Genomic DNA, 20,995 nt, shown 5'->3' on the forward strand with positions numbered 1-20,995 from the left:
AACTAAATATATCTAATTATTATGAAAAGTGAGTTTGAGAATGTAGTGTTTTCTGTTTTTTGAGAAAAATGAGATTGGGTTTTATGCCAAAAAAGCAGTTTCGTTTTTCAGAAAGGATATACTTATCGAATTAAATGAGGCCGGTTGATCTACATTGACTACATGTCCGCTATTTTCTACTATTTTAAGCAAAGCCGTTTTTTGTTTTTCGACAAGTTTTTTAATGCTAGGCAAAAACATGTGGTCTTCGGCTCCCATCACATATAGCGTCGGAATTTGGGTTTCTTTTAAGCGAAAAAAACGTAAGAGTGGGTTTACCTCAGACACCAAAGAAAACCAACGACCAAACTCTTTTTGATAGAGCTTTTTGGCCTCATTTATAAATAAAATACGAGACGCTTTATGCTTGCTTTTGGGCAAAATAACAAAAGCAAAAATACGATACAGCAGGATATAAGGTAGGAGAGACTTAAGGGTATTGCCTATTTTCATAAGAATTTGACCTTTAATATTTAGCTTCATTACAGCCCCTGCTAATATCATAGAAGCCAGTCGATCAGGATGCCTTTCGCTCAATTCTCTAATGATTATTGTACCTAAGGAAATACCCACGAAGTGGCTTTTGGCTATCTGTAGATGATCCAAAACCTGAATCACTTCGTTTCCGATGCTTTCGAAGCTATATTTTTTTAAAACTTCGTATTTATGGTCTTTTGATTTGCCATGGCCGCGGAGGTCAATCAGCAAAACATTAAAATCATTTTTGAAGTCTTTGATCTGTTTAAACCAAATAGAACTACTCCCCCCCGCTCCATGAATGAAGGTGACCCAGTCTCTCGACATTGGATGTTCGTATTTGGTATAATGTAACATGATTGTTTAACTGATAAAATGGTTTTATGTTTTAGAGTTAAAGTTATTTTTAATTTAAGGAAAAACAGTAATTATTGAATTTTACATTATTTCAGCCAGCATTGTTTGAACACATTCAAAATTCTCGTGCCTAAATAATTATTATAACAACTCTATTTAAGAGAATTTTGAAAGTGTGAGTTTGCTGGGTGCAGTTTTTTTTGCTTCGTTTTTTTTCGAAAAAAAATGATGGCCCAACCGGCAGGTGACACAAAGTTTTTAAATTTGATACTTACTTAATTCGTAACTATTTGGAAAAAAGGAAAAATGACTAAAAAAACCTACAGTGCACAATTAGCCAAAGAGGCAATTAAAAAATTAAATAAAAAGAGTGATTATAATCTAAATTTCATACTAGAAGATGCTATAGCAGAATTGAAAGTTGGAAAGAATTTAGTGGATTTTGAAATTAAAGATTATTTTGAATTGATGGAAATTGATCAAGAGTTTACATCGGGAGAATTTAATCCATCCGAGTTAAAGGTTAAGCTTTTAATGCTATGTGAAAAAATAATAAATAAGACATATTAAATTCTTATTTATTATTTATCCAACATAATTTTATTTAATGAACGTCTGTTACATTCACTTTTCCTGCACCTTTCTTAATTAATAACACAAAAGGAATACAAACTAAAAATAAGATACCAAGACCCATAAATACATCCATATAGGACAATACGGCCGCTTGTTTCATTACTGTGAAATTTAGCAGTTCGTACGCTTTATCTAAAGCAATTTCGGGCGAAAACCCTTTGCCCATAAACATATTTTGAAGGCCTTTGACTCTTTCTTGTACCATAGGTGAGAAAGAGGGCATGTGGCTTACAAGGTTTAGTCTATGGTTTGCATTTGAAGTACCGATGTAGGTCGTTATAATGGCAATTCCGAAAGAGCCACCTAATTGTCTCATCATACCTGTAAATGCCGCTCCATCACCAATTTCTTTACCTTTTAGACTAGAAAGTGACAAAGTAGTGATGGGTACAAAAAGCAATCCTAATCCAACTCCTCGCAGTACCAAAGGCATTATAAAATGCTCGCTACCTGTGTCGGGCGTTAGTATTTGATATGACCAAAGGCTGTATACAAAAAATACCAAGAAACCACCGGCAACCAAAAACTTAGGAGCAACACCTTTTTGTAACAAAATACCGATTAGGGGCATCATAAATGCGGTGGTGATTGAGCTCGGCACTAGCAATAAACCCGCGTCGGTGGCTGTCCAGCCTAATATAGACTGAAGGTATATCGGAATTATAAAAGTAGAGCCATAAAGGCCAAATCCTAAAATAAACGACATGATAGTTCCAATTGCTAGGTTGTTGTCTTTAAGCACACGAAGATTTACTATCGGGTGTTTGGCCACTATTTCTCTCCATATAAAGAAGAAAAAACCAGCTGCTGCAAGAATACTTAATATCAAGATTTTGTTATCATTAAACCAGTCGTCTTGCTGACCGTGTTCTAATACAAACTGAAGTGATCCTACTGCTACTGCCAAAAGTGTTATACCGATAAAATCTACTTGTCTTAACGTTAGTTTCTGACTGTATTTAGGGCTTCTAACAAACATAATGGTTAGTATAGTAGCGATAATACCGATCGGAATATTGATATAAAAAATATAAGGCCAAGAAAAATTATCTACCAAATAGCCACCCAGTGGAGGCCCTAAAGTAGGCCCAACAATAACACCCATACCATATATAGCCTGAGCGATACCGCGTTTTTCTTTCGGATAACTTTCTGTTATAATCGTTTGAGCAGTTACTAATAATGCTCCACCGCCAAGACCTTGAATAAACCTAAAAATAATTAACTCCGTAATGGTGCTTGCGTTTCCACATAAAAACGAAGAAACTGTAAAAATAATAATAGAAGCTGCAAAGTAGTTTCTCCGCCCAAACTGCTGTGATAGCCAGCTGGTCATTGGAACCACTATTACGTTGGCGATGGCATACGCCGTCACCACCCAAGCCACGTCAGTCAAAGTAACCCCAAGGCTACCTTTCATGTCGTTAAGAGCCACGTTTACTATCGTGGTGTCTACTATTTCTAGCAAAGCACAAAAGATAGCCGTTATGGTAATAATGACCCTTCGAAAACCGTATTCAACTAAACTGTCTTCCATGGGTTATTTTAAAGTACGTTTACGTCCACTTCTACGTTCATACCCGGACGTATTAGTTTCACCACTTCAGATTTGTTTTCAGACAATGCTATTTTAACTGGAACCCTTTGTATCGTTTTTACGAAGTTACCCGAGGCGTTGTCAGGAGGTAATAAAGCAAATTTTGCTCCTGTAGCAGGTGCAATTGACTCAACTACTCCTTCCAGCTTGGTATCAGGGAATGCATCGACTTTGATATCCACTTTTTGTCCAGGTCTAATTTTGTTCATTTGTGTTTCTTTGAAGTTAGCCACCACCCATTGGTTTTGAACGCCCACAAGCATAAATAGCGACTGACCCGCTTGCACAAGTTGACCAGGTTGTAAATTTACTTTTGATATTTGACCATCTTCAGGGGCTAAAATCACAGTATAGCTCAACTGTAACTTTGCGTTTTCAATGCCACTTAGAGCTTGGTCTATGTTTGCGTTTGCAACTGAGATTTGGCTTTTGGCTACATTTATTTGAGAAGCAGTAGAGCTAATTTGACTTTTTGCAACTTTAGCTTGTTTTACTATCGCATTTCTTTGTTCTTGTAAAACCACCAGTTGTTTTTCGGCAGTTTCTTTAGCCGCTTCTGCTTGTTCGTATTGTTGCTTAGTTATCGATTTCTCTTTGAAAAGATTCGCGTATCTAACAAAGTCGTTTGTTGCTCTTCTTACTTGTACTTTAGCTGCCTCTATATTTGCATCAGCGGTACCTATGTTTGCTTGAACTGTGGCAGCACTTGCTTCTGAAATTGGCAATATACTTCCGCTTGACAAAACGTTAGCACCTGCTACACTAAGCTGACTTTTGGCTCCTTTTTCCATCGCGATTGCTTGTTGCAGCTTAATCAAAAATTCGGCGTTGTCAAGTACTACCAGTGTATCACCTTTTTTGACCCATTGGTTATCTTTCACTTTCACTTCCGTTATGTATCCCGATACTTTTGGTATAATAGACGAAAATTTAGCTTCTATCTGAGCATCATCTGTGATTTCGTGTTTTTGGCCTTTTTGATATGAATAAACACCATAACCGCCACCCAAAACAACTGCTACCGCTAAAGCGATAAGGAATTTTGTATTTATCTTCTTTTTGTTTTCTTGTTCCATGATCGTATTCCTGATTATTGATTGATTTTAAAATTTTCTAAGAGCATACCTGTGGCTTGTAGCCATTGGTACCATGCTATTTCCTGGTCAGCTACGCCTACTTTTTTGTTTATTTCTGATTGAAGCAGTTGAATCTCTGCGTCCATTACTTGGTCAGTATCCGCTAGCCCGTTTTCATACTTGTTGTTTACTATACGAAGGTTTTCTTTGGCTTGGCCAAACGCTTCTTCATACACTTCTTGTTTCTTTAAAGTCAGCAAATACTTTCTCTTAGCCTCCAAAGTCTCTATTTGAGCTTGATCTTTGGCTTCCTCTAGTTTTTGTTCTGAATAAAATTTTTGTAGGTTCGCCGTTTTCATTTCGCTCTTGTTTTTGTAAAGCGAAGAGATGTTGTACTTTACGCCTATTCCGAAGTTGAGAGCATTAGTTATTGTAAAAAGGTTTGGAATATACGCATTGATAAAACCTCCAGTTAAAGCCACCTGTGGGTAATAGTTTGCTCTAGCTAATTCTATATTTACAGCCGATTGTTCTATTTTTTTGTTTAATAAACTTAAGTCTTTACGCTCTAAAAATGAGTCAGGGCTTACCGGTTTTTGAATATTGTTTAACTGCGGGTTAAGCGAAGTATACTTTGTGTTCAAGTAGATATTTAACCTGTTTAGGAGGTTTTCATAGGAGTTTTTTGCGTCTTCTAAGTTAATCTCCAAATTTGACTTCATGAGTTTTGCTTTCAATAAATCATTTTCGGCCATTAGTCCATTTTGCACAAAGTTGCCATAGTCCGTAACGCGTTGTTTGGCTCTTCCGATGTTTTCTTCCAAAACCTGAATAGTAGCTTTTGTTTTATAAATAGCATAATACAATTCTATGGTTTGTAAGGCCACTTGCTCGGTTTTCATGCCTACGGCTATTTGGCTCATTTCTACACCTAAGTCTGCCTGCGTAATACTGTTTTTTAGTTTAAATCCTGTAAAAAGGGGCATTGAGGCATTTATACTTCCAAGGCTTACGGTTTTCGGGATCGGAAAACCTTGCGAACTGCTCGTAGAACCTTCTGCTGCAGGTTGCGAAAGTTTATTCACGATGTTTGGAGCATAAGGCAAATACATGATTTGGCCCGAAGCACTTACTTCTGGAAGTCTTGCTTCTTTTATAGACTGATAGCGACTTTTAGCAATCTCTACGTTTGTTTGCTCTGTTTTGAGCTGCTTACTTGCTTCTACACTTTGTCGGATAATCTCCTCAAGTGCGATGTTTTCTGATTTTTGCCCATAGGTTTGGAAGGCCATCAAACTTCCTAATAATAACCAGGCTACTTTAAGTTTATTCATGATAGAGTAAAATTGCTTTTAAGGCGAGTAATATTTGAGTTTTTATTTTTTCTTTGGTTTGTAGTTCAAAAGAGACTTCGGGCTTTAGTTGCCACCTAAATCTATAATACTTTTCATTGAGAGCGTAGTTTGAAACTGTGCCATTAATTAAAGAAATAACCGAATCTGTGGTAATTTGAGGGTTAAAAATCCCTTTTTTAATTCCTTCGTCTAGTACTTGGGTAATCACATCAAAGTTTGAGGTCTTCATCTTTTTTATCTGATCATATACCACCGTAGAATCCAGATAAGAGATTTCTTTGAGCATAATTTTGTGAAAAGCGAAGTTGCAAAACACTTTTTCAAAATAGTTTTCGAATAGTGTAATCATCTTTTCTAGCGGGCCAAGACTTTCGTCTTTTAGGGTGAGCTCCGTAGTAATTTTAAACTGACGAGCCTTTTGTATAAAAAGAGCCTCCATCAGTTTTTCTTTTGAACCAAAATAATAAGAAACCATTGCGAGGTTAATATTGGCTCGCTTCGAAATTTCCCTAATACTGGCTGATTCAAAGCCTTTCTCAGAAATAACCTCTTCGGCTACTTTAAGAATAGAGAGTTGCTTATCGTTAAATTCCATTTGCTTACTTAAAAATGTAAATCCAAAATTAATTAAACGTTTGTTTAATTTTAATAAACTAATTGTTAATTCTGAAAATATTCTTAAATAAATGCAATCGAAAAAGAAGAAATTTAAACTTTAAGGCCAGCCGCCTTAAAATTATATGTACATACAGACATTGGGCGACTTAATTAAGCCTCGGGTCAATCGGATAGTTTGAAAGCACCTTGTAGTCGCCCCCCATGCGTTTTAAGACAGTTCTCCAAAACTGAACAGGCTCATTTTCGAAAACCATGTCGGAGTCTATATTGGACAATATCCAAGTGTTTTGGGCCAGCTCTTCTGACAATTGACCAGCACCCCAACCGGAGTAACCTAAGAAAAACCGGATGTCCTCGGTTTTAATGGTGCCGATATTTATGAGACTCTTGAGCGACTCAAAGTCTCCCGACCAAAACAAACCGTTACCCAAGTCGACGGAATCTTCGATCAAATTTCCCAGTCGGTGGATATAATGCAAGGTGTTTTGCTCCACCGGACCTCCGATATACAGGGGGTATTCTTGATAAACACCCTCTATTACGTCAGAGAGGTAACTGTTGGTAGTTTGGTTTAAAACTAGCCCGAAAGAACCCGATTCATTATGTTCACACAATAGAATCACGCTTCTTTCAAAATTAGGGTCGCCCAAAAATGGCTCCGCTATTAGTATTCTTCCTGATTTTAGTGATGTGTCCATGATGTGTTTGGTATTTTTAGCAAATTAGAATAATTTGAAAAGCAAACAAATAAAATCTTACATTTGAAATATATAAAGCGAACCAACCTTATAAAAACATGAAAAAAAGAGAATTTTTACGTAATTCAGGACTTTTGGCGGCTTCTGCCATATTTTCACCACATGTGCTTCTTAAAGCTACCACGCCAGCACCCAAAAAACTGGGCGTTGCATTGGTAGGTTTGGGATATTACAGCACCGACCTTTTGGCTCCAGCTCTGCAACTCACCCAAAACTGCGAATTGAGAGGTATTGTATCGGGTACACCGAGCAAAGTGGAGATTTGGCAAAAGAAATACGGCATTAAAGACAAAAACGTTTATAACTATCAAAATTTTGATCAAATAGGCAACAACCCAGACATTGATGTCATTTATGTGGTTTTGCCTCCGTCTATGCACCGCGAATATACGGTGAGGGGAGCCAAAACAGGAAAGCATATTTGGTGCGAAAAACCAATGGCACCTTCGGTAGCAGACTGTGAAGCCATGATAGCTGAATGTCAAAAAAACAAAGTGAGTTTGGCGATAGGCTACCGCTGTCAGCATGATCCAAATATTCAGCACATGATGCGAATAGCCAAGGAGTTGCCTTTTGGTAAGCCGAGAATGATAAACTCAGCAGCTGGGTATTTTGATAGCAGAACCACACACTGGAAGCAATCAAAAGCCATGGGCGGCGGCGTAATGGGCGACATGGGCGTGTATGCACTCGAAGGAGCAAGACTAGCTACCGGCGAAGAACCAATATCTGTAATGGCTCAGGCGTCTACCACCCGACCAGAAATATACCACGAAGTGGAGGAAACCATGATGTTTCAGTTGCAATTTCCGTCAGGAGCGAGAGCGGCCTGCCAAACCAGCTATGGCATAAACATGAACCACTTGCGAGTAGATTATGAAAAAGGTTGGTTAAAAATGGAGCCGCAGTCGGCCTATACGGGTATAAATGGAAGTACCTCAGATGGTACAATTATAAAATATGCCATAGAAAACCAACAAGCCAAACAAATGGACGAAGACGCGATGGCCATTATGAAAAAAACAGATTTAATAGCCCCAGGCGAAGAAGGTCTGCGTGATATTAGAGTAGTGGAGGCCATTTACAAATCTGTGGCAACTGGCAAAGAAGTAAAAATATAAGCGATAAGAACGTGCGTGCATGGAGATTTTGACAAAAAAACAGGCAAGAGAAATATTTAAAGAAAAAAGGAAGAATCTCCAAGACACAGAAGTTGGGAGAATGTCTGAGCAAATTAGAGACCTACTTTTTAGTAGGCTAATGATGCACAGATATTCTCCTATTCATATTTTTTTACCTATAAAAAAACACAAAGAACCGGATACTTCTCTTATAATTAGTTTATTAAGGAAAGACTTCGCACCGGATATTTATATTTCAAAATCAGAAGAAGACGGTACGCTTACGCATTATTTGTATACCAAAAACACCAAACTAACCGTAAACAAATGGGGAATAGCTGAACCAGAAAAAGCAAAAGAAGGACTGAGTTCAAAGGTTTTTTTTGAAAAATATAAAAATGAAGACATCCTGATATTTTTGCCTTTGTTGGCTTTTGACAAAACCGGAAATAGGGTAGGGTATGGCAAAGGTTTTTACGATAGATTTTTAGAGTTTGCTAACGAGAAAACCACCTGCTTGGGCATTTCTTTTTTTGAGCCGATAGACCAAATTTCTGATGTGGAAGAGCATGATTTTCAGTTGGATTTTTGTGTTACACCCAAAAGACTTTGGCAGTTTAAAAATTAGGCAGGAGCAAAAGGAAGCTGTTTTTTAGAAAATTATATCTATCAGAAGCATAAATTTATATTTTTACATAAAAAACATTGTATTATATCAAGAAATAAGTTTTTAATAAACTTTCTTTTAATTAATTTTGCACCCGCATTTAAACCCTTCGTCAACTATAATAAGATTTAAGCAAAAAGAGAATAGACCTCTCTCTTTATCAATAATTTAAATACTCTGCCATGGGTCGGGGGGTTCAACAATTATCATGAAAGTTGCAGTAGTAGGGGCTACCGGTCTAGTAGGTAGCGAAATCTTAAAAGTATTAGCGGAAAGAAATTTTCCAGTTACAGAAATTATTCCAGTCGCTTCGGAGCGTTCTATTGGAAAAAAAATCAGCTTTAAAGGGCAGGAGTTTACGGTTGTGGGCTATGAAGACGCCATCAACATGAAACCAAACGTAGCGATATTCTCAGCAGGTGGTAGCACTTCGCTCGAAATGGCCCCTAAGTTTGCTGAAGCAGGCATTACAGTTATCGACAATTCGTCGGCATGGAGAATGGACCCAACCAAAAAACTGATAGTACCAGAAGTAAACGCTGACGAGCTAACGCCCGCAGACAAAATCATAGCAAACCCTAACTGCTCTACCATACAAATGGTAGTGGTTATGAAGCCTTTGCACGATAAATATAAAATCAAAAGAGTAGTAGTTTCTACGTACCAGTCGGTAACCGGAACAGGAAAAGCAGCTGTAGATCAACTTTTTGCTGAAAGAATCGGAGATAACACCGTGCCTAAAGTTTACCCGCACAAAATAGACCTTAACGTTTTGCCTCACATTGATGTATTCCAAGAAAACGGATACACCAAAGAAGAGATGAAAATGATAAAAGAGACTAACAAAATCATGAGCGACGACAGCATTAGAGTTACAGCCACTACGGTTCGTATCCCTACTGTAGGTGGCCACTCAGAGGCAGTAAACATTGAGTTTGAAAACGATTTCGATTTAGATACCGTTCGTGAGTTGCTAGCAGCTACCGAAGGGGTTATTGTACAAGATGATCCTGCAAATAACATTTACCCAATGCCGATTAATTCGCACGGTAAAGACGAGATTTTTGTAGGAAGAATAAGAAGAGACGAGTCGCAAGACAAAACCCTTAACCTTTGGGTAGTAGCAGATAACCTTCGTAAAGGAGCCGCTACCAACGCTGTACAAATAGCGGAGTATTTACTCAAAAAAGAGATGATTTAATCATCATACACCAATATGAATCAAGGAGTCCCGTCAGTTATTTGGCGGGATTTTTTTGTGGTTTAAATTCAAAAAATACCTTCTGATTTTAGATATATAACTACCGACTTTAAGGAATCAAATTGCTCGGTTTGAAACTCCGCCCTCGCCTTGTTTAAGATTCTGGAATTAAAGCTTTTGTTGAGCGAGTTTAGCGAAAGGTCCAAGGCCGTGCTAATTTCTGAGTTTGAAGCTTCGGATTTTTGAGCTAAAAAAGACAAAATACGAAATTCGTTTTTATTGAAACTCTCCAAAATTTTCATTTTGGCTCTATTTTTTTCATTTTCAGTAGCATAAAGTTCCGCCGCTGCTGAGTTGGCAGTAGTAAAGCTCTTAGAGATTTCGGGGTGGAGGTTGTCTTGTTCGTCGTATTGTTTGATCACCGAAAAATGATTGAGGTACGCCAACACTTTGCCTGATTTGTCTATTTGAAACGGATAAAGCGATCTTTTCATTAATACATAGGTGCCGTCGGCATGCAATAGCGGGAGCTGAACGACTATTCTGGGGCTCATAAAACCAAGTGTAACTTCTGGGGTATTGGCGGTGTCAAATGCAGACATAGCACTGAGGTTTAAAGCCGCACGATGTCGGGGGTGTATAATTTTAAAATAATCAATAAATCCAAAAGTATCGTCTGGGTAGCCCAGCCATTGACTTATTCCGTGTACGTGTTCAAGTTTTCGCTTTAAGAGATTTACCACAAAAAAGCATTGCTCGTATTTAATCGCTTTTGTTAAGTTTTCTATTTCTGCAATTTGTGTTTTTTCATCTATCAGGGGTTCATAGATGCCATTTATTGGGTATCTTTTTTCAAGTTCGGTTAGTGCAAATTCTAAAAAACTTTTGGTTTCCATATATTTTTTTTCGGTAGGATTATCCTACAAGTTATTCAAAACCAGTGTGATATTTTTGCTTAAGGATAATTTTTTTGTGGATTTTGCCTTAAAAAGTTAAATATTTAAGATACAATTCAGTATTTTAGAATCGAATATCCCCTATAATACCACAAAATGAAAAAACACTACTTTTTCGTATTTCTTATATACGCGGTTCTTTGCTCCCTAGGTAGCATAGCTCAAAAGTACCCCCTCATCCAATACACCACCCGTGACGGTCTGTCGCAGATGCAGTGCATGAGCATTTTCCAAGATAGCCGTGGTTTTGTATGGGCAAGTACCAAGGGTGGTTTAAGTAGATTTGACGGTGAAAAATTCACAAACTTCAAGCAAAAAGACGGGCTATTTTTTAATTCAAAACTAGGCGGAATAGTCGAAACAGCATCAGGCGAGCTTTACATTCAAAACAGTATTGGCCTAGTTAAGTTTGATGGTAAAAAGTTTAAGCAATTGCCATTTCCAGATGACTACATAACAGATTTTGGTAAAAGTACCTTTATCGACTCTAATGGGAAACTATTGGTGATGGTTTACAAAGTAAAAGACGAATATGCGTCTTCCACAATTTTAAAATATGATGAAAAATCAGGGTTTAAACCCTGGACTTTTCCATTATTAAAAGTCAATGTTAAATTCTATCCGAGATATTATGATAAAAAGACAGAAGGATGGTACGGGTTTTCGTATAATTTAGAAAGTAACGTTACCAAAGACTTTTATTTTTTTAAAAATGGCAAGTATGAAAGAGTATTTGAAACCTATGAAAACCAAGAAGTTAAAATCAGTGAGCTCAATTGCGATCAGCTTTTGTTTAGCTTGATTAATCCAAATAAAAAAGAAGAAGTATACATAGAAACTAGTCCGAGGAAATTTGAGAAATGGATAGATATAGACAGCAATGGAAAAATATTTAGCCTGTTTAATCTTAAAAATGACCAATTGTTTGAGATAAACAACATCCTTTATTTTTTTAACTCGGGCTCGGGTAAAATCGAGAAGGTAAATGATGACTTTTATCACGCCAATAAAATAATCCAAGACCGCAACAAATTTAGTTATTGGGTGGGGTCCGAAAGCGGCCTGCTTTACTTCCCGAATAATGGATTTAGGTATTTTGATGAAAAAGAAGCCCCAATAGTATGGAGTGTGGTAGAAGACAGCCAAAAAGACTATTGGTTTTTGGCTTATGGGAGCAGTCTAAAAAAGTTTAAAAATGGCAAATTAAGCACCGAAACCCGTCACACCAATCTTTTTCCTTTTAAAAATTCTGTAGGAAGTATATCTAATTTAACTTCAGCCATAAACTACTATTATAACCCATTTACAGACCGAAATGGCATCACATGGTTTCCAAACGAAGCTTGTTTGATAAATTATGACGGGAAAAAGTTTAATCGAATAGTCAATGGTGCGGCATTTTATATTTTAAATGATGAAAAAGAGAATATAATAATTCAATGTTCTTGGGATGGAATCTACATTATAGATAACGCTCCGGGTTTTCCAAGGTTTAAGCTTTCCAAAGAAAAAGACCTGATAAGCTACCCAAACTATATGTATGCCTATAAAGACCAAAAGGGTAGGTATTGGCTTGGTGGCTGGGGAGGCATGAACCGTTTTGAGAATTTCAATGATTTAAAAGCTAAAAAATCGAAAGAATATTCGTTTAAAAAAGGCACGATTCCTTTCCAAGGTTTTATTACAATGTGTACCGACCCCAAAGGGAATATTTGGGCCGGAACAGAGGATGGCCTTTATTTTTATGAAGAAAAAAATGACCGCTTCATAAGAATTGCTCCCGAAAAATTTGAAGGGATGATATTATCCCTAATTCTGATAGATGATACGCACATGTTGGTTGGAGCAAACGAAGGAATGTATGCCCTAGACCTTGAAAACTATTATAAAAGTGGAGGTGTATTTGCAAAGTTATATAACCACCACAATGGATATTTGGGATTAGAAGCCGGACAAAATGGAGCAACAAAAGACTCAAAAGGGAATATTTGGCTAACCTCAAACTCGGTGCTATCGTACATAGAGCCGGGCAAGCTTGACTTGTCGGTTAATCCGCTGATGCCATACATAGAGCAAATAAACAAAGAAAATGTCTCATGGGACACCACCCAAGTTTTTATGGTTGCCAACCGCTTCAATGACCTTTTTCTGAAAGTTGGAGCCACGGGGTTTAACAAATCATTTAGCACACAATACAGTTATTTTATAGAAGGGGTTTCCAAAAAATGGTCAGACTGGCAAACTTCTAACGAGCTTTCGCTTCTAAATCTCCCAAATGGCACGTATGACATTAAAGTAAAAGCCAAAACCGAGGGTTTGGTTGGCGAAGAGCCCAATATCGCCAAAGTAAGGGTCAATGTGAATGCCTATATTTGGCAAACGCCCAATTTTTATAAATACGCTTCACTTTTGTTTTGCCTACTGAGTGCACTTATATTTTATTATTATTATAGAAATGTAATTTCAAAAAGACGCCTAAAAGCACAGGAACAAGAGCTAAACTACCTGCAGGTGCAAACCCTACAGTCGCAACTAAACCCGCATTTTTTGTTCAATGCCTTGAGTTCTTTGCAGTATTTGATTCTTAAAAAAGAAACCGAAAAAGCCGACCGCAGCCTAACGCGACTCTCCAAACTGATGCGAAACTACATGGAGGCCTCGGTGGTTTCAAACGGCTCGCCCCGCACAGGTAACAAGATAGGAAATGAATTTAGTTTAGAAAGAAAAATAGAACTTATACAGTCGTACCTCGAGTTGGAGCAAATCCAATATGAGGATAAATTTGACTTTGAAATAATAGTTGCAGACGGAGTTTCAATAGAGCAACTCACCGTGCCGCCCCTGATAATACAGCCCTATGTAGAAAACGCCGTGAAACACGGCCTAGCACATAAAGAAGGAAAAGGAAAGATTAAAGTCACGTTTGAATACAATGACAATGTGCTCATATGCACCATAGAAGACGACGGAATTGGCAGAAAAAAAGCACAAGAAATAAAAGAAAGATCGAAGCACTCTTACAGGTCTATGGGCACCTATTTGGTCCAAGATCGCGTGGCGTTGCTTAACAAAGTCGGGTACAACATATCGATAGAAACCTTTGATAGACCCGATGGAGGCACAATTGTAAAAATAAAAATCCCTAATAAAAATGAAGATTAAAACAGCCCTAATAGAAGATCAACTAAAAATTAGAGAAACCCTAAAAATGATTTTGGAAGTTCACTTCCCTAACCTCGAGATTGTATGTGAGGCAGAAAGTGTAGAGGAAGGATATCAAAAAATTAAAGCCTGCAAACCACAGTTGGTTATCTTTGATATTGACCTAATAAACGGCACCAGTTTTGATATTCTAAAAATGCTTCAAAACGAAGATCTAATCGATTTTCGTCATATATTTTTAACAGCACACGACAACTCCCAAAATACCATAAAGGCCATAAAATATTCGGCCTCTGACTATATAGTAAAGCCGCTAGAGCTCGAGAAAATTAAGCCCGGGTTAGAAAAAGCGATTAACGAAATTGTTCAGAAAGTATCTCAAAACAAGAAAGTTGACCTACTGCTAGAGTTGTTAGAAAAGCCTTTTGGACAAAATAACCAAATAGTGATAGAAGGTCTTAAGGGCTTGCAGTCGCTCGTGAAAGTGCACGACATCATCCACTTTGAATCCGACGAAAATATAACCGTTTTTCACCTTGTGGGAGGAGCAAAAATAATAGGAAATCGAAACATCGGTCATTTTGCCAAAAGCCTATGTGTTGACTTTGATTTCCTTCAGGTTTCGCAAGGGGCTGTTATAAACTTGGCACACCTAAACACCTACCAACACGCCAACAAAACCCTGAGCCTCTCAGAAAATAAACACGTAACGGCCTCAAGAAATGGAGGAAAAATGTTAAAAGAATACCTAAAAAGCCACGACCCCAAGCGACTAAAGGCCAACTTCATAAAAGACTGGATAGAAAACTTAAAGTGGAAAAACTAAGCATTACGAAATGCACCGCTTAATAATATAGCCCACTCTCAAATTAGCTTACCAAATCTTACGAATATCTACCAAATTATATTTGGCATTTGCTGCACAATACAGATGTATTTATCTTCGGATTGAAACATAATCCCATATATAATGCATTTTAATCCCAGTAAACCCGAACAGCTTACTTTTCTCGAAGCGTCTGTTAACTACACGATATTGCACTATGCAGACGGAAGCACCGAAATTCATTCCTATACACTCAAAAAGTTCGAAGAAAAACTCGATTCCCTAAAAAGCTTTTCCCGCATCCACCGAAGGTACTTGGTTAACACCGCCTTCGTAAAACGCAGAAACACCGAAGAAGTCCTCCTATTTTGCGGCAAGCGTCTGCCTGTGGCTAGGAGGAGAAGGGTTTGAGAGTGGGGCTTTTAAAAAATATCCCAAAACCAATAAATAATATTTATATGAAACGTTTATTCCTAAAAAAACATATTAAAACTTTAATACTTATATTATTTATTTTAATATCAATTGATATTAATGGTCAAAAAAATGAAGTTTGTGGATTAAGTTTTAATAAAGAATATTCTACTAATGTTAAAACAATAAATAATCATTTAATTAAACCAGACTCTAGTATTATAATTAAAATCCCAATTGTCTTTCACATTTATCACCATGGAGAACCTGTTGGGTTTGGTAATAATTACCATATTGATTCATTGAAAAAGGCGATTTTTAATTTGAATTTAGCATTTTCAGGTAAAGGGGGATATAGAGAGTCTGTGGATACCAAGATAGAGTTTTTTTTGTTAAAAGATAGTCTTTCATGTGATGCGACAAATATCCCATCTAATGGAGTAGATCGAGTTAATTTGCATGATTTACCACAACTTTCAAATTTAGTTTATTTTTCATATGGCATGACTAAAAGTAATTATTATGTTTATTTTAATAAAGATATTTTTCAATTAAGCCCTAATCCTTTAACGCAAAAATGTTTAAATATAAGATTAATTCCAAATTTTTCAGAAGCACGTGGATTGGTGGGAGAAGGTGAGTTCGAAGATGTAGTGTTGAGGTCAAATACAATTGAGAATAGGGAAAACTCTTCCGTTTTAGTACATGAATTAGGCCATGTACTTGGGTTAAGCCATACCTTTAATAATTATGATGATAATTGTATAGATGGAGATGGAATAAGTGATACTGATCCTCATATGGTTTCTGATAATTCTAATCCTGATGATATTAATATTTGTACGGGAAAAAGAAAAGGAAAAATTATATACAATTTCATGAGTTATGGATCTTTTCAAAATAACTTCACCTCCATGCAAAAAGATAAAATGAGGTCTACAATAAATTATTATTTTCCAGAATTTATTAATAACAATACTAATCAATTATCGCATCCAGCAATTAAAGGTGGCCCCTCACTTTCTTGTGTATTTACAGCAAACCAAAATGCAGAAAATTTTAAAACACCAATTTCTTTTCATTTTAATAGCATCAATTATTCTAATTTTTATGAAAAAAATTTAAATTATTTAGACTATTCATGTGCTTTAAAAACAGAACTTGTAGCAAATAGAAGTTATAATTACAGTTTTTTTGATTCTAATTCTGAAAGCTTATTTTACAAGTTATTAATCGATTTAAATAATGATGGAGATTTTGAAGATGCAGGAGAGGTAATAAAATCGGGCATAAAAAATGCAAATTCAGAAATTTCAGGAATTTATTTTACTCCACCCAATTCGGCTCAATATACATGGCTACGAATGCGAATAATTCGGTCAAATACAGATTTGGCATCAAATTGTAATACTCCAAGTTACGGGAATGCAATGGATTTTAGTGTAAAAATAATATCAAATTGTGAAAAGCCTAATAGTCCTTCTGTAAATAATAAAAAAATAAATTATGGAGAAACAGTTATTTTAAACTCTACTGGTTGTGTGGGGTTAACAAAATGGTATTCTAATGGAAATGAAGTAGGTATAGGTGGCTTATATACAACAGTTAATTTAATTGCGGATACTTATTATCAAGTATCTTGTATTTTTAATGGTTGTGAAAGTTTAAGTACAATGGTTAAAGTAGAAGTTACTGAGAAATTTGAATTCGGACAATTTTCTAATAACCTTTGCATTAACAGTACATTAAACATACCGTTAAACACATCTAATATGGGCAATGATATATTATTTTTATTAAAAAAAGGAGATATAATATTATATTCAAAAATATATAAAAATGAAGGGGTTTTAAATTTTAAAATCCCTAGTTTTTTTAAACTTTACACAGGTGGTTTAAATGAAAAAATGACTTACGGTCAAAATTACTATTTTCAGATTGAAACAGTTAATGTATTTAATGGAAAGAAACAAACAAGTAGAAGTACGAATATAAATATTGGGGCTATTCGAAATGGCCATAGAATAGTTGAAAATCAAAATGAAATATATGATATTAACAGTAACGACCTAACTAAGGTCGATTATATTTGCAGTGGTAAGTCCAAGGTGTATTTTGCTCAAGTATTAAATTATTTTGGAAATTCTTTTGAAAGAGAAGGGTTAAATTTTAGTTGGAAAAGGAATGGAGTTTTACTTGGTACTTCAACATCGAGTCAAATTGAAGTAGGTCAAGATGGTGCCTATACTTTTGAGGTTAGTCAAGCTGGTTGTATTGGTATATCTGCAACTCAATATTTGTACAATAGTAATAATATATCTAATTCGATAAAGACTGTTGGTGAGGAATACGCTTGTGAAGGAACAAAAAAAGAAATTTTTTCTAATTATATTAGTAATTCGGCAAATTATAAATGGGAAAAGGATGGAGAATATATAATGAATGAGAATAAAAGTAGCTTTTTAGCTGACCAATCAGGTAATTATAATGTGATTGTGAATGAGAATAATTGCACAATCTATCAATCAAAATCTGTGCCATTAACTTTTTCAAAGTCTTTACCAACTAAAGTCTTAACTTATGGAGGTGATACTACTTTATGTTTCTCTTCTTCGTTTGGGTATATTTATTCAAACAACGTTATTCGGATAGAGGAATCATTTCAAAATAGCACTTCTTTGTCTTCTGAATTTAAATATCAATGGCTGAAAAATGGTTTTGTCCTTATAAATGAAGACAAATCATATATTGATATTAGTAGTGTTGGTCAGTATTCATTATTAAAAAAGCAAGGTAATTGTATTTCTAAAAGTAATACTTTAAATATTAATGAAAACACACAATTGCCGAAGCCGAAGCTTTATTATGGTTCCACTGTAAATGTTTGTCAATCTTCAATAGACTTAATGACTAATTTTATGTTGAGAGGTAATTGGTTCAAAAATAATGCTTCAACCGGAGTTTATTCTTATATATTAAACGCTTCAACATCAGGTATATATAAATATGTTGTTGGTGTTGGAACTTCTTGCGAAAGTCAATCAGATCCTATAAATATCACCATTGGCACTGGTTTTATTCCTAAGATTACTTATAAAGATTTTGATAAAAAGAACCTTTGTGGTGTAAATGATAATTTGTCTTTAATTTTTGATTTTAATAATTCTTCAAATTCTTTTTCATTCCAATGGTTAAAAAATGGAATTGAAATACTAGGAAATACTGGTAATAATATAAATATTAATTCACCTGGAACTTACTCTTTAAGGGTTAATAATGGGTTGTGTATTGCAATTTCAAATGAGATAATTGTTTTAAACAATAATAGTGATATTAGATTATTAACGACAGATACCGATTTGGATTGTACAAACAGAGCTGCTAAGCTTGAATTAAAAGGGCTCTCAATGAATACTATTAATGATATATTTGTTTGGAAGGAAAATGGGACAATTATTCCATTTGCAAAAACAAGTTATATTTATGTAAATAAGGAAGGAAATTATACTGTGGAATACAATAATGGGTTTGGTTGCTTATATTTCTCTAACGTTATTACTATTAAATCAGGAGGAGGAGAAATTACAGTTCCAGAAATTTTCACTTCCAAGGGTCAAGCAAGTCAATTGGTAGCTACTGGTTGTACAAATGGTACAGTAAAATGGTATTCCTCTTTAGATATGGAGTTAACATTAAAACTTGGAAGCGTTTTTAATGCTCCCCCTTTGGATTTATCAAGAAGTTATTTTTCTACTTGTTACAAGGGTGGGTGCGAAAATTATTTTCCAGTGGAAGGAAAAATAAATGTGTCAGGTTGTTTACAAAATCAAAGTTTTGAAAGTGCAGGTTCTCCAGCTGGAACCTATAGAGCTTTAAATAAAATTCGGTCAACTGGAATAGTGAATGATAAAATAATTTATTCCAGCGGAGCGTCAGTAGAGCTTTTACCAGGGTTTATGGTTCAAAATAACTCATCTTTTGAAGCTAAAATTGGAGGGTGTGAAAACTAGTTTATTTGTGATAAAAATTAAGTCTTTTAAATAAAATAGGATACAATAAATAATAAGTTAAAATGAAGTGTTTCATTTATAGTTTAATTGTCATTTTATGTTTTAATCGGTTTTATATAAGTGCCCAACAACCTATACAATGTGGTACCGATCAAGCTCTTCTAAATAATCCACAACTTCAACAGAGGCTAAAAGAAATAGAAAAAGACTATCAAAAAAAGAAGTTAACTTCTAATGTAATCCCTGATATGAACACGGTTTATACCATACCAGTGGTTTTTCATGTATATCATTTAGGAGAAGCAGTTGGTACAGGATCAAATGTTTCTGATGCTGCAATTCAGATAGCATTAAGTGAATTAAATGGGGTATTTAGAGCTCAAAATACCTACTCTGGCGTTTCTCCAGATGTAAAAATTCAATTTGTTTTAGCTTCGCGAACACCAAACTGTCAACCTACAAATGGTATTGTTAGAATTGATGGAAGGGTAATTTCTGGATATGAAATTAACGGGATATCCTATACTGATAATAGTATAATAAATCAAATTAGAACCTTGTCCACTTGGACTAATAGTAGTTATATTAACGTTAGAATTGTTCATAAGATAATCGGAGCAGGAGCATTTGCTAATTACTTAGGAGATTTATTTATGCCAAAATCAATAGTTCAGTCTGGTTATCAGGATGTTTGGGCTCATGAGATGGGTCATTCCATGAACCTTTATCATACTTTTGAAGGAGATGCGGGAGGTACTCAATGTCCTGTTAACAACAATCCAGACACGGATGGGGACCGAATCAGCGATACTGATCCACATAAAGTAAATATTTGTTGTGATGAAAATGTAATAAATGACTGTACATTAAATCCAATTGGCGAAGTTTTTAAAAATATAATGAGTTATTCATCTCCGCAGAAATTTACTATAAAACAAGTAGAAAGAATGCGATATGCATTAGTAAATTATCGACCTGGTCTTATTAATTCTCTAGGAAAAGTACCACCCAGTGGTTCTCTTCCAGCGTTAGCATGTATTCCAACTTCAGGTAACGGATTAAGTATATATTATGGCATTTCATCATTTAACTTAGGAGCCATTTCTTACACTAGTAGTTCATCTAGTAATGTTGGTATTAATTATCAAGATTTGACATGTCTTACTTTAACAGAATTTCAAATAGGTAGTTCAAATAGTTTCAGTTTGACGGGTACTTATGGAAATTCAATGTGGGGAAGTATTTTCATTGATTATAATAATGATGGGGATTTTGATGATTCAAATGAGCATGTTTATAATAGTAATGGAGCTTATACAACTTTTTCGGGAGTTATAATAACACCCATAATACCATTGACCAATACTTTGTTGAGAATGCGTGTTGTGTTAGACGGGGGGTATAACCCAACCGCATGTAATTTGCCTGGTAATTCAGGCTACGGCTCAGGTTCAATTGTGGACTTTTCTGTAATTGTTAAATCCCCCTGTCCAATTAATTTGGATATCAATACTAACAGTATTGTTGCAGGTGAACACAAATCATCCAACGAGATAAAAATAAACCAAAACGTTCCTACAGGTGTAATACTTAATGCAAAGAATAGGGTTATTCTAGAGCAAGGTTTTCAAGCTGGTTCAAATAAGGTTTTTGAAGCTAAAATTGGTGGGTGCCAAAACTAATCCCCACCCTCATTTTTATTATACGGTAATTATAATATTGGCA

General features: G+C 35.6%; 16 protein-coding genes. 9 read left to right on the plus strand and 7 right to left on the minus strand.

The genetic code is table 11. The features are described 5' to 3' along the window. Positions 1-81: 81 nt before the first annotated feature. A complete protein-coding gene (locus tag ACFOOI_RS14685; RefSeq protein WP_379838759.1) occupies positions 82-873 on the minus strand; it encodes an alpha/beta fold hydrolase in 792 nt (263 codons plus the stop codon). 306 nt (positions 874-1,179) lie between these two features. Here ACFOOI_RS14685 and ACFOOI_RS14690 point away from each other — a divergent pair, with 306 nt between their 5' ends. Next, positions 1,180-1,443 (plus strand): hypothetical protein, encoded by a 264-nt coding sequence (locus ACFOOI_RS14690; RefSeq protein ID WP_379838760.1) that lies wholly within the window; start codon positions 1,180-1,182, stop codon positions 1,441-1,443. Positions 1,444-1,477: 34 nt separating this feature from the next. Here the strand turns inward: ACFOOI_RS14690 and ACFOOI_RS14695 are convergent, their stop codons facing one another. From ACFOOI_RS14695 to ACFOOI_RS14715, 5 genes are all read right to left on the minus strand, one after another. After that, a complete protein-coding gene (locus tag ACFOOI_RS14695) occupies positions 1,478-3,046 on the minus strand; it encodes a DHA2 family efflux MFS transporter permease subunit (RefSeq protein WP_379838761.1) in 1,569 nt (522 codons plus the stop codon). Between the two features lie 8 nt (positions 3,047-3,054). Continuing rightward, complete coding sequence (locus ACFOOI_RS14700; RefSeq protein WP_379838762.1) at positions 3,055-4,182, minus strand: HlyD family secretion protein; 1,128 nt, start codon at positions 4,180-4,182, stop codon at positions 3,055-3,057. Between the two features lie 14 nt (positions 4,183-4,196). Beyond that, positions 4,197-5,516, minus strand: coding sequence for a TolC family protein (locus ACFOOI_RS14705; RefSeq protein WP_379838763.1), 1,320 nt, complete (start codon positions 5,514-5,516; stop codon positions 4,197-4,199). Then, positions 5,509-6,132 carry a TetR/AcrR family transcriptional regulator gene (locus tag ACFOOI_RS14710; RefSeq protein ID WP_379838764.1) on the minus strand — a complete coding sequence of 208 codons (624 nt, stop codon included), beginning with the start codon at positions 6,130-6,132 and terminating at the stop codon, positions 5,509-5,511. The genes ACFOOI_RS14705 and ACFOOI_RS14710 overlap by 8 nt, the downstream gene beginning before the upstream one ends. A 169-nt stretch (positions 6,133-6,301) precedes the next feature. Further along, entirely contained in the window at positions 6,302-6,853 is a 552-nt protein-coding gene (locus ACFOOI_RS14715; protein ID WP_379838765.1) for a YqgE/AlgH family protein, read from the minus strand. 98 nt (positions 6,854-6,951) lie between these two features. Between ACFOOI_RS14715 and ACFOOI_RS14720 the strand changes: the two genes are divergently transcribed. From ACFOOI_RS14720 to ACFOOI_RS14730, 3 genes are all read left to right on the plus strand, one after another. Then, a complete protein-coding gene (locus tag ACFOOI_RS14720) occupies positions 6,952-8,034 on the plus strand; it encodes a Gfo/Idh/MocA family protein (protein WP_379838766.1) in 1,083 nt (360 codons plus the stop codon). A gap of 19 nt (positions 8,035-8,053) precedes the next feature. Continuing rightward, positions 8,054-8,662, plus strand: a complete 609-nt coding sequence (locus tag ACFOOI_RS14725) for a 5-formyltetrahydrofolate cyclo-ligase (RefSeq protein WP_379838767.1) — start codon at positions 8,054-8,056, stop codon at positions 8,660-8,662. Positions 8,663-8,909: 247 nt separating this feature from the next. Next, the gene (locus tag ACFOOI_RS14730; protein ID WP_379838768.1) at positions 8,910-9,902 is read left to right on the plus strand and encodes an aspartate-semialdehyde dehydrogenase; all 993 of its coding nucleotides are present in this window, start codon (positions 8,910-8,912) and stop codon (positions 9,900-9,902) included. 68 nt (positions 9,903-9,970) lie between these two features. On the opposite strand, the gene ACFOOI_RS14735 is transcribed toward ACFOOI_RS14730, so the two are convergent. Next, positions 9,971-10,798, minus strand: coding sequence for a winged helix-turn-helix transcriptional regulator (locus ACFOOI_RS14735; RefSeq protein ID WP_379838769.1), 828 nt, complete (start codon positions 10,796-10,798; stop codon positions 9,971-9,973). A gap of 156 nt (positions 10,799-10,954) precedes the next feature. Here ACFOOI_RS14735 and ACFOOI_RS14740 point away from each other — a divergent pair, with 156 nt between their 5' ends. The 5 genes from ACFOOI_RS14740 (at position 10,955) to ACFOOI_RS14760 (ending at position 20,952) form a co-directional block, all read left to right on the plus strand. Next, positions 10,955-14,020, plus strand: coding sequence for a sensor histidine kinase (locus ACFOOI_RS14740; RefSeq protein ID WP_379838770.1), 3,066 nt, complete (start codon positions 10,955-10,957; stop codon positions 14,018-14,020). Continuing rightward, positions 14,010-14,846 carry a LytR/AlgR family response regulator transcription factor gene (locus ACFOOI_RS14745; RefSeq protein WP_379838771.1) on the plus strand — a complete coding sequence of 279 codons (837 nt, stop codon included), beginning with the start codon at positions 14,010-14,012 and terminating at the stop codon, positions 14,844-14,846. The genes ACFOOI_RS14740 and ACFOOI_RS14745 overlap by 11 nt, the downstream gene beginning before the upstream one ends. Positions 14,847-14,990: 144 nt before the next feature. Beyond that, entirely contained in the window at positions 14,991-15,257 is a 267-nt protein-coding gene (locus ACFOOI_RS14750; RefSeq protein WP_379838772.1) for a LytR/AlgR family response regulator transcription factor, read from the plus strand. Positions 15,258-15,304: 47 nt separating this feature from the next. After that, complete coding sequence (locus tag ACFOOI_RS14755) at positions 15,305-19,270, plus strand: M43 family zinc metalloprotease (RefSeq protein ID WP_379838773.1); 3,966 nt, start codon at positions 15,305-15,307, stop codon at positions 19,268-19,270. Positions 19,271-19,332: 62 nt separating this feature from the next. Continuing rightward, on the plus strand, positions 19,333-20,952 hold the full coding sequence (locus tag ACFOOI_RS14760; RefSeq protein ID WP_379838774.1) for a M43 family zinc metalloprotease: 1,620 nt from the start codon (positions 19,333-19,335) through the stop codon (positions 20,950-20,952). Positions 20,953-20,995 lie beyond the last annotated feature (43 nt).

This window comes from Lacihabitans lacunae (assembly GCF_042649125.1).
Taxonomy (GTDB): domain Bacteria; phylum Bacteroidota; class Bacteroidia; order Cytophagales; family Spirosomataceae; genus Leadbetterella; species Leadbetterella lacunae.

Coding starts and splice junctions, on each gene's coding strand:
- ACFOOI_RS14750 (WP_379838772.1), top strand. CDS start 14,991: ATGCATTTTAATCCCAGTAAACCCGAACAGCTTACTTTTCTCGAAGCG.
- ACFOOI_RS14685 (WP_379838759.1), bottom strand. CDS start 873: ATGTTACATTATACCAAATACGAACATCCAATGTCGAGAGACTGGGTC.
- ACFOOI_RS14690 (WP_379838760.1), top strand. CDS start 1,180: ATGACTAAAAAAACCTACAGTGCACAATTAGCCAAAGAGGCAATTAAA.
- ACFOOI_RS14705 (WP_379838763.1), bottom strand. CDS start 5,516: ATGAATAAACTTAAAGTAGCCTGGTTATTATTAGGAAGTTTGATGGCC.
- ACFOOI_RS14760 (WP_379838774.1), top strand. CDS start 19,333: ATGAAGTGTTTCATTTATAGTTTAATTGTCATTTTATGTTTTAATCGG.
- ACFOOI_RS14745 (WP_379838771.1), top strand. CDS start 14,010: ATGAAGATTAAAACAGCCCTAATAGAAGATCAACTAAAAATTAGAGAA.
- ACFOOI_RS14730 (WP_379838768.1), top strand. CDS start 8,910: ATGAAAGTTGCAGTAGTAGGGGCTACCGGTCTAGTAGGTAGCGAAATC.
- ACFOOI_RS14720 (WP_379838766.1), top strand. CDS start 6,952: ATGAAAAAAAGAGAATTTTTACGTAATTCAGGACTTTTGGCGGCTTCT.
- ACFOOI_RS14725 (WP_379838767.1), top strand. CDS start 8,054: ATGGAGATTTTGACAAAAAAACAGGCAAGAGAAATATTTAAAGAAAAA.
- ACFOOI_RS14695 (WP_379838761.1), bottom strand. CDS start 3,046: ATGGAAGACAGTTTAGTTGAATACGGTTTTCGAAGGGTCATTATTACC.
- ACFOOI_RS14700 (WP_379838762.1), bottom strand. CDS start 4,182: ATGGAACAAGAAAACAAAAAGAAGATAAATACAAAATTCCTTATCGCT.
- ACFOOI_RS14710 (WP_379838764.1), bottom strand. CDS start 6,132: ATGGAATTTAACGATAAGCAACTCTCTATTCTTAAAGTAGCCGAAGAG.
- ACFOOI_RS14755 (WP_379838773.1), top strand. CDS start 15,305: ATGAAACGTTTATTCCTAAAAAAACATATTAAAACTTTAATACTTATA.
- ACFOOI_RS14740 (WP_379838770.1), top strand. CDS start 10,955: ATGAAAAAACACTACTTTTTCGTATTTCTTATATACGCGGTTCTTTGC.
- ACFOOI_RS14735 (WP_379838769.1), bottom strand. CDS start 10,798: ATGGAAACCAAAAGTTTTTTAGAATTTGCACTAACCGAACTTGAAAAA.
- ACFOOI_RS14715 (WP_379838765.1), bottom strand. CDS start 6,853: ATGGACACATCACTAAAATCAGGAAGAATACTAATAGCGGAGCCATTT.